The sequence below is a fragment of the Arthrobacter sp. Y3221114 genome, assembly GCF_059092625.1.
Genome location: NZ_JBNHHW010000001.1, coordinates 631,727 through 642,425 on the forward strand (window position 1 = coordinate 631,727; position 10,699 = coordinate 642,425).

The 10,699-nt window shown below is 67.5% G+C and carries 10 protein-coding genes and 1 tRNA gene; 7 read left to right on the forward strand and 4 right to left on the reverse strand.

The window, feature by feature from the left end:
• The first annotated feature begins 102 nt into the window (after positions 1-102).
• From AC5RV3_RS02900 to AC5RV3_RS02910, 3 genes are all read left to right on the forward strand, one after another.
• Complete coding sequence (locus AC5RV3_RS02900) at positions 103-2,217, forward strand: DUF6541 family protein (protein ID WP_494120825.1); 2,115 nt, start codon at positions 103-105, stop codon at positions 2,215-2,217.
• Positions 2,218-2,309: 92 nt separating this feature from the next.
• Positions 2,310-2,783 (forward strand): OsmC family protein, encoded by a 474-nt coding sequence (locus AC5RV3_RS02905; protein ID WP_494120826.1) that lies wholly within the window; start codon positions 2,310-2,312, stop codon positions 2,781-2,783.
• A gap of 40 nt (positions 2,784-2,823) precedes the next feature.
• Positions 2,824-3,351, forward strand: a complete 528-nt coding sequence (locus AC5RV3_RS02910) for a globin (RefSeq protein ID WP_494120827.1) — start codon at positions 2,824-2,826, stop codon at positions 3,349-3,351.
• Positions 3,352-3,378: 27 nt separating this feature from the next.
• Here the strand turns inward: AC5RV3_RS02910 and AC5RV3_RS02915 are convergent, their stop codons facing one another.
• Both AC5RV3_RS02915 and AC5RV3_RS02920 read right to left on the reverse strand, forming a co-directional pair.
• Positions 3,379-4,053, reverse strand: coding sequence for a DUF8185 domain-containing protein (locus tag AC5RV3_RS02915; RefSeq protein ID WP_494120828.1), 675 nt, complete (start codon positions 4,051-4,053; stop codon positions 3,379-3,381).
• A complete protein-coding gene (locus AC5RV3_RS02920; protein WP_494120829.1) occupies positions 4,053-4,583 on the reverse strand; it encodes an acyl-CoA thioesterase in 531 nt (176 codons plus the stop codon). Before AC5RV3_RS02920 ends, AC5RV3_RS02915 begins: the two co-directional genes overlap by 1 nt.
• Before the next feature lie 154 nt (positions 4,584-4,737).
• Here AC5RV3_RS02920 and AC5RV3_RS02925 point away from each other — a divergent pair, with 154 nt between their 5' ends.
• Entirely contained in the window at positions 4,738-5,622 is an 885-nt protein-coding gene (locus AC5RV3_RS02925) for an acyl-CoA thioesterase (protein WP_494112067.1), read from the forward strand.
• 89 nt (positions 5,623-5,711) lie between these two features.
• Here the strand turns inward: AC5RV3_RS02925 and ettA are convergent, their stop codons facing one another.
• Together ettA and AC5RV3_RS02935 are read right to left on the reverse strand one after the other, a co-directional pair.
• A complete protein-coding gene (ettA, locus tag AC5RV3_RS02930) occupies positions 5,712-7,394 on the reverse strand; it encodes an energy-dependent translational throttle protein EttA (RefSeq protein WP_493999891.1) in 1,683 nt (560 codons plus the stop codon).
• Between the two features lie 91 nt (positions 7,395-7,485).
• Positions 7,486-8,040, reverse strand: a complete 555-nt coding sequence (locus AC5RV3_RS02935) for a single-stranded DNA-binding protein (protein WP_494120830.1) — start codon at positions 8,038-8,040, stop codon at positions 7,486-7,488.
• Between the two features lie 305 nt (positions 8,041-8,345).
• Between AC5RV3_RS02935 and AC5RV3_RS02940 the strand changes: the two genes are divergently transcribed.
• From AC5RV3_RS02940 to AC5RV3_RS02950, 3 genes are all read left to right on the forward strand, one after another.
• Entirely contained in the window at positions 8,346-9,197 is an 852-nt protein-coding gene (locus AC5RV3_RS02940) for a hypothetical protein (RefSeq protein WP_494120831.1), read from the forward strand.
• Positions 9,198-9,507: 310 nt separating this feature from the next.
• Positions 9,508-9,580 (forward strand) — tRNA-Arg (locus AC5RV3_RS02945).
• Positions 9,581-10,242: 662 nt separating this feature from the next.
• Positions 10,243-10,401 carry a hypothetical protein gene (locus tag AC5RV3_RS02950; protein WP_494120832.1) on the forward strand — a complete coding sequence of 53 codons (159 nt, stop codon included), beginning with the start codon at positions 10,243-10,245 and terminating at the stop codon, positions 10,399-10,401.
• The last annotated feature ends 298 nt before the right edge of the window (positions 10,402-10,699 follow it).

Genomic DNA, 10,699 nt, shown 5'->3' on the forward strand with positions numbered 1-10,699 from the left:
ATCTGCCTCCCCTACGGTTCCATGAGCATCCCCGCGAGGTGCTGCGCCTGCACTCCCGCGGATCTACAATTCCACAACGGGTGATGGCGCAAGGGAGTCCTGATGGCAGTTGCCGGGCAGTTGGCTGTCATGCTCGCTGTCTTCTACCTTCCCGGCTTCCTGGCCCTCCGGGCGCTGCGCCAGCCCGCCGTCCGGGCCTTCGTGTTGGCCCCGGCCGCCGGTACGGCGCTGGCCGCGGCCGGCACCATGGTGTGCCTGGCGACCGGGGCGCGCTGGAACCTGCTCTCGGGGACCCTGCTGGCGGCGCTCGGCATCGGCGGGTGCTGGCTCCTCGGGCGGGCCATCGCTCCTCCCCCGGCGGCGCGACTCGACGTGCCGCGCGCGACCGCCTGGCTGCTGGCGGCCGCCCTCGCCCTCGCGGCGCTGATCCTGGGCTCGGTGATGCTGGGGGCCATGGGCTCGATCCACCGCATCTCGCAAGCCTGGGATCCGACCTACCACGTCAACGTCCTGCAATGGATCAAGGACAACGGCCAGGCCAGCCCCTGGAGCATCTGGCCGATCTTCGGCGGGGCACCGCCGTCGTTCTATCCCGCCGGCTGGCATGCGATGGTGTCGCTGGTCCCGGGGGACGTAGTGACGGCGGGGAACCTGGCCTGCCTGGTGATCGGCTGCCTGATGTGGCCGGCCTCCGTGGCCCTGCTGGCCCGGGCGCTGTTCCCCGCCAGGCCGCTCGTGTGGGTCCTCGCGCCGGTGATAGCTTCCTCCATGCTGGCCTTCCCGGTTGTCCAGATGTTCCGTGCCGGGCAGTGGCCTAACGGCTTCGCGGCCGCGCTGCTCCCGGCAATCCTCGCACTCGGCATCGAACTGCAGTACCGGCTGCCCACGGAGGCGAAGACGCATGCCGTTGCCGCCGGCGCCCGGAGCGCAACCGCTGTCCGTCCCGCTCCTCCGGGCGCGGCCGACCCCGGCGCCGAAACCGCTGTCCGTACTGCCGCTCCGGCCTCGGCCGGCGCCGGCGAAGGTCCCCCGTCCCGCAGCGGGCACGGAAGGACGACGGCGGATCTCACCGCCCTGGCGGTGGTCGCCCTGGGCGCGACGTGGATCCACCCTTCCGCCTTCGGCAGCCTGCTCGTGCTCGGAGGAATCTACCTGGCGCGCTTCGTCGTACTCCGCCTGGCCCGGCTCTGGCGAAGCCGCCGCGGGCTTTTCTACGCGGCGGTCGGCCTGCTGGCGGCCGCCGCGGCTGCCGCCGCGTTCGTCCTGGCCACCTCAAACCTCGTGGCCGCCGTCGTATCGTATCCACGCGGCTCCACCGCGGGCTGGGTTGACGCCCTGGCCTGGCTGTTCTTCGACCTGCCGCGCCAGCCGGACAGCGCCGACGCCACCCCGGAGAGCTACGCCGTCGTCGTCGGGCTCCTCATGGCGGCCGGAACGGTGGTGGCCTGCTTCGTCCGCCGCGCCCGACCGGCCGCTGCGGGCATGGCAGCCGCCATCGTGCTCTTCATCCTCGCGGCCGGCCCGGAAGACCGCCCCTTCCGCTGGCTCAGCGGCTTCTGGTACACGGATCCGCCGCGGATCGCGCCGCTGGTCCACACTTTCGGCGTGGTCTTCGCCGCCCTGGCCCTGGAGCGGCTCTGCACGCTGCTGGCCGGGCTTATCCGGACCCGCAAGCAGGCCGGTTCGCGCCGTTCGGTGGCCGCGGCGCTCGCGTTCGCCGCGTTGGCCGCCGTCTTCGTGACTTCCGGCGGCTTCCGGCACGACGTCCGGGTTGAGGCGGCCTCGGTCCGCTACGGCATCACCGAGCAGCACGACGGGCGCGCGCTGCTGGGCGACGAGCAGGAGTTCATCCGCTCCCTGGACCCGTTGTTGCCCGACGACGCCATCGTCATCGGCGATCCCTTCAACGGACTGCCCTACATCTACTCCCTCACCGGCCACCGGACCGTCTATTTCCAAAACGTCAGCAGCGCCGGCAGCGCGGACAAGGACTACCTGCGGCATCATTTCCGCGACATCGTGTCCGACCCGCAGGTCTGCGACGCGCTGCACAGCACCGGTGCCACCCACCTGTACGACGACCAGCCGATCCGCGGCTACCAGCACAGCGAAAAACACCAATGGCCGGGTTTCCACGACATTGACTTCTCCCGCGGCTTCCGCCTCATCGCCTCCCACGGCACGGCGGCGCTCTACGAAATCACCGCCTGCCGCTGAGAGGTCCGGGCCCGGGAAATGTGGGCCCCCTGTGTAAGAACGGACAGGGCCGGGTTGTGCCGGGCGGCAGGAGCACGGGGTTTAATGGCGGCATGAACCTTTCCGAGCACCACTACGCCGTTTCCCTCCACTGGACCGGCAACCGCGGCGAGGGCACCGCCAGCTACCGCGGCTACGGACGGGACCACGTGGTGCGCGCGGCAGGGCTGCCGGAGCTCGCCGGCACCGCCGACCCCACCTTCCACGGCGACAAGGACCGCTGGAACCCGGAACAGCTGCTGCTCACGGCCCTGTCCCAGTGCCACATGCTCTCCTACCTGCACGTCGCGGTGAAGAACGGGATCGTGGTGACGGCCTATGACGACGACGCCGAGGGCACCTTGCGCCTGAACCGTGACGGCAGCGGCGAATTCACGTCCGTGACGCTGCGGCCCCGGGTGTCCATCGCCGATCCGGGCCAGGCCGAACTCGCCCAGCGGCTCCATACGGATGCCAACAAGGTCTGCTTCATTGCGCGCAGCGTGAACTTCCCCGTCCACCACGAACCCCGGGTCGTCGCGGGCTGAGACAATGGTTCCCGACAGCATCAGCGAACAGAGACCACCGATGAGCGAAATACCCCAGACCCCCGAACAGCCCGCCGCGCGCCCCGGTTCGGCGCAGCCAACCGACGGCGCGGCCCTTCCGTCCCGTTTCGGACAGCCGCTGGCCACGCTGACCCCGGCGCCGGCCGCCGCGAACGCGTTCAAGCAGCCCGCGTACACGGACAACTTCTACGACGCCGTCGGCGGGCACGAAACGTTCGTGAAACTGGTGGACGTCTTCTACGACGGGATCGCGGAGGACGACGTGCTGCGTCAGATGTACCCCGAGGAGGACCTCGGGCCCGCCAAGGTCCGGATGCGGATGTTCCTGGAACAGTACTGGGGCGGCCCCGGCACCTACAGCGAACAGCGCGGCCACCCGCGGCTGCGGATGCGGCACCAGCCGTTTAAGGTGGACTTCGACGCACGCGACCGCTGGCTCAAGCACATGCGCCGGGCCGTCGATGCCCTCGAACTGCCGCCGCTGCACGAACAGACGCTCTGGGACTACTTCGAGCGCGCAGCCCACTCCATGGTTAACAGCGCCTGACCTGCTCCTGCGGCGCCGCCCGCTCCGTTACAGCGAGGCGCCGCTGCGCACCAGCACATGGCCGCGGCCGGTGCTGAGCCGCAGCCAGCGGCGGTTCCGGTACACGGCGGCCGGGTTCTCGTCGAGGAAGCCCAGCGTGAGGGCGGCAAACGCCGCCCCGGCCGGGAACTCCGCCGATTCGGGCAGCCCGCCGGCCGCCGGCAGCGGCCGGCTCCAGACGGTGCTGCGCGCGTTGTTGACGATGAGCTGTCCGGGGTTGTCCGGCAGGGCCTCGGATATCTCCCGGATGCCCTCCCGGGCAGCCTCCTCCAACACCTGGGACTGCAGGCTGCCGATGTGTTCCCACCCGGAACGCGGCGGCAGCACACCCGTCCAGGATTCCGTCACGGTCGTGGGCGGGAGGGCCAGGCCCGTTTCCTCGTTCCCCATCCTGGCCAGCCGGTCTCCGACCGATGCCAGCGTGACGGTCTCCTCGACGGCGGCCGGCGCCGACAGCGGCATGACCCGCAGCCCCAGGATCGTCGGCGTCGCCTCGCCCAGAATCCGCGGGCGCATCATGCACACGTAGGCCGCCAGCACGCTGCCGAACGCCTGCAGGTGGATGGCGCCGTCGCCGGCGGCACGGGACCGGCTGACGAACGTCTTCAAGTCCGCCGCAACCTGCACATCGGCCAACTGCAGGACGGGCGTTCCGGTGGACATCACTGTGCGGCCTCCTCGTTCGTGCCGGCAGCATGTGCACTGTTGCGGAACGGAACCGGCGGCCCGGCCCACAGCTGCAAGGCGGCGCGGTACGCGTCCGGCAGCGGCACCGGCCGTCCCGTCTCGGCAGCAACCAGCACCATGGTCGACGCGCCCAGCGCATGCACGGTGGCGGTCTCCCCTGTGACGGCGTCAACGACGGCGTAGCCCAGGTCGAAGCTCGAAGAACCGATCCTCGTCACCCAGACGCCTATGTGCACCGGTTCGGTCCGGTAGTCCAGCGGTACCCGGTACTCGATTTCCTGCCGTCCCACCAGCGTCTGGTTTTCGGCGCCACCGAGTTCACGCAGTGTCGCACCCGGCTTGTGGCCGGCGGTAGCCGGCAGCTCCGGCCGCAGCTGGTGCAGCAGCACCCGGGCCGTCTCCAGATAGCCCAAGTAGGTCACATTGTTCACGTGTCCGTAGGAATCAATGTCGCTGAACCTCAGCTGGATCGGGAACCTTGGGGCATCGTGCGGAACGGTAGGCATGATGCCATCCTCTCAAAGCGCGGGAGCCGCAACTAACCTGCGTGCTGACTCACTGCGTGCTCCCGCACGCGGGACGCCTCGGAGTTGAGCGGTTGAGCGGTGCCAACTACTGTCGGAGGTGTTCGTACCCGCGGGTAACCGGCAAGGAGACTACATGACCGCCATCGAGGAACACGCCGATCCGACGGCGGTGTTGCTGGAGTTGTTGGACCTCTCCGATGCCGACGGCGCGAACACGGACGAGGAGATTTTCGTCGGCGTTTCCGAAAAGCAGCCGCGCGGCCGGGTCTTCGGCGGCCAGGTGCTGGCACAATCCGTCATCGCGGCCGTGCGGACCGTGGAACCGGACCGGCCCATCCACTCCATGCACGGGTACTTCCTGCGCGCCGGCGACGCGGACCTGCCGATTACCTTCGGCGTCGAACGACTGCGCGACGGCCGTTCGTTCTCCGCCCGCCGCACCCATGCCTATCAGAACGGCGTGCCGATCCTGTCCATGATCGCCTCGTTCCAGACCCCGGCCGAGGGGCTCGAACACCAGGAGGACTTCCCCGACGGAATCCCGGACCCGGAGACCTTGCCGAGCACCGCGGATCTGCTCGGCAAGGTGGACCACCCGGTGGCCCGGCACATGGCCTACCACCGCCCGTTCGACGTCCGCCATGTCCAGGACGCCCTCTACGTGCAGGCCAAGGGCGAACGGCAGGCGGTCAACGCCGTCTGGATGAAGACCAAAGGGCCGCTGCCCGACGACCAGGGCCTGCACCGGGCCGCGCTGGCCTTCGGCAGCGACTACACGCTCTTGGAACCCATCCTGCGCCAGCACGGCGTCAGCTGGGTTACTCCGGGCATGAGCGTCGCCAGCCTGGACCACGCCATGTGGTGGCACCGCCCGGTACGGGTCGACGACTGGCTGCTCTACGTGCAGTCCTCCCCCAGTGCCTCCGGTGCCCGCGGACTGGCGGTCGGCAAGATCTTCAACCGGGCCGGCGAACTCGTCGCGACCGTCGCCCAGGAAGGCATGATCCGCATTCCGTAGGCCGGAGTGGCTGGCCTCCCCTGCGCCAGATAGCTGACCAAATGGAACGGCCGGGCTCCCTGTGGGCCCGGCCGTTCCATTCATCTCTACTAGTCGCGGGTCAGGCGGCGGTGCGTCACCCGGTGCGGCTTGGCCGCATCCGGGCCGAGCCGCTCGACCTTGTTCTGCTCGTAGGAGTCGAAGTTGCCCTCGAACCAGTACCAGTTCGCCGGCTCTTCCTCGGTGCCCTCGTAGGCCAGGATGTGCGTGGCCACCCGGTCCAGGAACCAGCGGTCGTGCGAGACCACCACGGCGCAGCCGGGGAATTCCAGCAGCGCGTTTTCTAGGCTGGAGAGCGTTTCGACGTCCAGGTCGTTGGTCGGTTCGTCGAGCAGCAGCAGGTTGCCGCCCTGTTTCAGGGTCAGCGCCAGGTTCAGCCGGTTGCGCTCACCGCCGGAAAGCACGCCGGCCTTCTTCTGCTGGTCCGGACCCTTGAAGCCGAACGCGGAGACGTAGGCACGGGACGGCATTTCGACCTGGCCGACCTGGATGTGGTCGAGCCCGTCGGAGACGACCTCCCAGAGGGTCTTGTTCGGATCGATGCCGCCGCGGGACTGGTCCACGTACGAGATCTTGACGGAATCGCCGATCTTCAGCTCCCCGCCGTCCAGCGGTTCGAGTCCGACGATGGTCTTGAACAGGGTCGTCTTACCGACGCCGTTGGGACCGATCACGCCAACGATGCCGTTGCGCGGCAGCGAGAAGGACAGGTCCTTGATCAGCTCGCGGTCGCCGAAGCCCTTGAACAGGTCCTTGGCCTCGATGACCAGCTGGCCGAGCCGCGGTCCCGGCGGGATCTGAATTTCTTCGAAGTCCAGCTTCCGGGTGCGCTCGGCCTCGGCAGCCATTTCCTCGTAGCGGGCCAGGCGGGCCTTGGACTTGGTCTGGCGCCCCTTGGCGTTGGAGCGGACCCAGTCCAGTTCCTCGGTCAGGCGCTTGGCCTGCTTGGCGTCCTTCTTGCCCTGGATTTCGAGCCGGGCGCGCTTCTTCTCCAGGTAGGTGGAGTAGTTGCCCTCGTAGGGGTAGAGGTGCCCGCGGTCCACTTCGGCGATCCATTCGGCCACATGGTCGAGGAAGTACCGGTCGTGGGTCACGGCGAGGACCGCGCCGGGGTAGGACTTCAGGTGCTGTTCGAGCCAGAGCACGCTTTCGGCGTCGAGGTGGTTGGTGGGCTCGTCGAGCAGCAGCAGGTCGGGCTTCTGCAGGAGCAGCTTGCACAGCGCCACGCGGCGCCGCTCACCGCCCGAGAGCACTGTGACGTCGGCGTCGCCGGGCGGGCAGCGCAGCGCGTCCATGGCCTGCTCGAGCTGGGAGTCGATGTCCCAAGCGTCGGCGGCGTCGATGGCCTCCTGCAGCTTGCCCATTTCCTCGAGCAACGCGTCATAGTCGGCATCCGGGCTGGCCATCTCTTCCGAGATTTCGTTGAAGCGCTGGATCTTGCCGTAGATTTCGCCGACGCCTTCCTGGACGTTGCCCAGGACCGTCTTCTCCTCGTTCAGCGGAGGCTCCTGCAGCAGGATGCCGACCGTGTAGCCGGGGCTGAGCCTGGCTTCGCCGTTGGACGGGGTGTCCAGGCCGGCCATGATTTTCAGGATCGTGGATTTGCCCGCACCGTTGGGGCCGACGACGCCGATCTTGGCGCCGGGGAAGAACGACATGCTTACGTCGTCAAGAATGACTTTGTCGCCAACGGCCTTGCGGGCCTTGGACATCGTGTAAATGAATTCCGCCATGCCCTCAAGGCTAGTCGCTGCGCGGCATGATCACATATTCTGCCGCACCGCATCCCCGTGTCCCGGCAGCCCGCAAGGCTCCACCAGCCGATCAACTCGCCCGGGGCAGCTGCGCCTCCTCCTGCCGGTCCCCGTCGGCGTTGCCGCCGCTGCCGCCCAGGCCTGGCTCGAGGCCGAACTCTCCGTCGGCCCGATTCCCGTCCTCGACGCCGGCACCGGCCAGGGCCATCGCACGGTAGTCGGCGCCGCCCTGCCCAGCGTCCGCGACCTCGCGCATCGCTGCCGGCGCAGCGATTTTGGTGAACGAGGCAGAGCCGCGGCGCAGGTCGTGGCCGACGGTGTCGGCGTCGATCTCCGGAGCAGTGCCGCGCCGCCCGTCCTCGGTTGACCACTGCCGAAGCTTCAGCTTGCCGCTGACCACCACCGGATCGCCCTTGGCCAGGCTGCGCCACAGGTTCTCCGCCAACCCCCGGAAGGCCTGAACGGTGTACCAGTTGGTCTGCCCTTTGACCCACTCGCCGGTCTCCCGGTTAAACCAGTCCCCCGAGCACGCCAGCCGGAACTCCGCCACCGCATCACCGCCGTGCGTGCGCCGCTGCTGCACGTCGGTTCCGACCGTCCCGCGCACCGTAATGTAGTCGCTCATGCTCTTCTCCCGTCCGCTGTAAGCGCCGGCGCCCTGCCGACACCATCGAGCCTCGCCGCTGCGGCACCTGCGGTGAAGCGGTCCGCGCGGCATGTGGACCGCGGCGCCGGACGGTGTCCTTGTGGAGAACGGGTGGGACCACGTGGACACAGCAGCAGACGCATCGTGCCCGGCACACCGGGAACGCCCCTCCCCGCCCCTGTCTGTGAGCAGCGTCTCAAGCAAGCACGGGCCGTGCCGGGAACCGTCCGCGTGCAGGTATCGTTACCTATCCGTAATAATCTCCGACCGAACTAGGTACCAATATGCCTGACGATTCCGCTGCCGACGACAAGCCCAAGCCCTTTCTCGGACTAAGTGGCGCCCAAACTATCGCCTCGGCGCTGGCCGCGGTGACCTCCGCAGTAGTGGGGTCCTTTCTCGGCGTCGCCGGAACGCTGATCGGCGCCGCACTCGGTTCCGTCGTCGCCACCGTGGGCGCCGCGCTCTATGCCCGGACGCTGAGTTCGGCCGCCACTGTGGCCCTGAAGAAAATCCCCAAGGCTCGTGTGGGGGCCCTGCGGGAGGTCGAGAAGGTGGCCGCCAGCGCCCCGTCCGAAGCGATCGAACCGCCCACTAAACCTGCCAGAAAGCCCATCGCCCCGATGACATGGGTCAAGGTCGGACTGGCTAGCGCCGCGGCCTTCGCCATCGCGATGGTCGGCATTACCGCGGTGGAAATCGGCACCAGCCAGCCCATCTCCAGCCTGGTCTCGTCTACCACGGGTATCGACCGTGCCTCGAGCCCCCACACGACGACCCTTGGCACCCTGGGCGGCAACCAGGAGGCCGCGGATCAAACAAACGCGCCGGCCAAAAAGGACGAGGACCCCGCGAAGACCGAAGACGGTGCGGCCGACGACGCTCCGACCACGGACGATCCCGCGGTCGGCGGAAACAGCTCAACCGAAACTGACGAGCCGGAAAATGGCGAATCGAACGGCACCGAACAGCACCCGGCCCCTGCCCCGGAACCGAGCCAGACCACCGAGCCTGCCCCGGAACCGAGCCAGGCACCGGAGCCGAGCCAGGCACCAGCACCGGAAGAGATCCCGGAAGGTTTAGATGGGCAGGACAACGCGGCCGACGGTGGGGCCGACGCCGGAACGGGCCAGTAGCAAGTTCCTTTCGCGGCGGGGTGCCGGACGCCCTGCCGCGGAAGTCTGTCCACGCCCGACGACGCAGGCCGGCCCATGGGCAGCAGAACAGAACGGGTTAGAACCGTACGTCCTTCTTCTTTGTGGCAGTGCGTCGCGGCCCTGGCCGCCGACGGACGGCACGACCGAGTGCCGCCATCGCGCCCCGCCTTGAACGAATTGCTAGACTAAGCACCGGCCGCATTGGCGTACACGAGAGTGGACACTAACTGGACATGTTTGGAGACTCCGGAATTGGAGTGGACAGTCAGTGGACAGCAGTCGGCCATCAGCCTCGGTAGCTCAGCGGATAGAGCAGGAGCCTTCTAATCTCTTGGTCGCAGGTTCGATTCCTGTCCGGGGCGCAACAAAAGCGACTCTGACTGGGCGTTATCTTCAGTCGGAGCCACTGCCGTTGGAGCAGCTTGAGAGTCAATCCACCGCTTACCCACCGGATTCGTTCTACACCTGGTCTCTTCGACGGCTGTGTTGGATGCGACCGCGCAAGTAGGGCAACCGCTGCGGAAGGTGCATCCAGAAGTTTGTCCACCAGTCACGAACGTTGGACCAGACCGAGTCCTTGCGGGCATACCTTTTCCACAACTCGTCTCGAATCTTCTCGTATTCGGCTACATCCCGAGCAAGATCCCCGCACATGATGCTTCCGGTGGTCTCCGCTACTTCCATGGAATCAAGCAGCGTTCCCGTCCAATGTGCCAAATGTTTCGCCGCCGTCGTCTCCCGTGGCTTAGCTGTAAGGCTGAGCAGTCTGACGTGAGCATCCATACGTCGCTTGTTTTCTCGGATGGAGAGCACAGTAGCCGCTGCAATGCTCCGCTCGAAGTCGGATGGAGCTTTCCCGCCGTCGGCATCTTCTGGAATTGCTCGTAAATTTCCGCAGGTGACCTTCGGTGGTTCGGATAGGCCTCGGTCAACCCGCAAGAGGTTCCGGGCCTCAGCTTTCCCTCCTAGGGCACCCTACAATCGAGAACCTTACGTGCGGGCCCGGTTGGAGGACGGAACCACGGTGGACGCGAAGGCTATCGGCTGGACGTCGGAGCACGTGCATTTAAAGTGGCAGGACGCAGAGTACGAGATGCGCACCCGGTGGGTTCCGGCGTCGTCAGTGGAGGGGATCAGCCGGGACGAATCGTCCTGGCGAGACCCCTACGACAACACCGGCTGAAGACAAAAGATCCGATGAGGCACCCAGCGAGAAGAGCAGCCCCGCAGCCCCAATTGGCGCGGGGCTGTTCCCTCATCGTCCGAGCATCTCCCCTACCCTCATGTACAGCCAGCACAGGCGGCACAACGTTACACCGCTGCGACTTCGCCGGGTGGACCTTCACCCTCAGATATTGGGCAGGAGCGACGACGCTCAGCGATGGGGGCCAGCCTTGCTAGCCCGCTGGCAGTCCTCGACTACGGCAGATCGAAGCCCCTAGGGCCCATCCCGACCTTATGGGGGTCACTTAATGCGGCTT

Excerpts from the sequence above, each read along its gene's own strand:
- AC5RV3_RS02900 (WP_494120825.1), top strand. The coding sequence starts at position 103 with ATGGCAGTTGCCGGGCAGTTGGCTGTCATGCTCGCTGTCTTCTACCTT.
- AC5RV3_RS02905 (WP_494120826.1), top strand. The coding sequence starts at position 2,310 with ATGAACCTTTCCGAGCACCACTACGCCGTTTCCCTCCACTGGACCGGC.
- AC5RV3_RS02910 (WP_494120827.1), top strand. The coding sequence starts at position 2,824 with ATGAGCGAAATACCCCAGACCCCCGAACAGCCCGCCGCGCGCCCCGGT.
- AC5RV3_RS02915 (WP_494120828.1), bottom strand. The coding sequence starts at position 4,053 with ATGTCCACCGGAACGCCCGTCCTGCAGTTGGCCGATGTGCAGGTTGCG.
- AC5RV3_RS02920 (WP_494120829.1), bottom strand. The coding sequence starts at position 4,583 with ATGCCTACCGTTCCGCACGATGCCCCAAGGTTCCCGATCCAGCTGAGG.
- AC5RV3_RS02925 (WP_494112067.1), top strand. The coding sequence starts at position 4,738 with ATGACCGCCATCGAGGAACACGCCGATCCGACGGCGGTGTTGCTGGAG.
- ettA (WP_493999891.1), bottom strand. The coding sequence starts at position 7,394 with ATGGCGGAATTCATTTACACGATGTCCAAGGCCCGCAAGGCCGTTGGC.
- AC5RV3_RS02935 (WP_494120830.1), bottom strand. The coding sequence starts at position 8,040 with ATGAGCGACTACATTACGGTGCGCGGGACGGTCGGAACCGACGTGCAG.
- AC5RV3_RS02940 (WP_494120831.1), top strand. The coding sequence starts at position 8,346 with ATGCCTGACGATTCCGCTGCCGACGACAAGCCCAAGCCCTTTCTCGGA.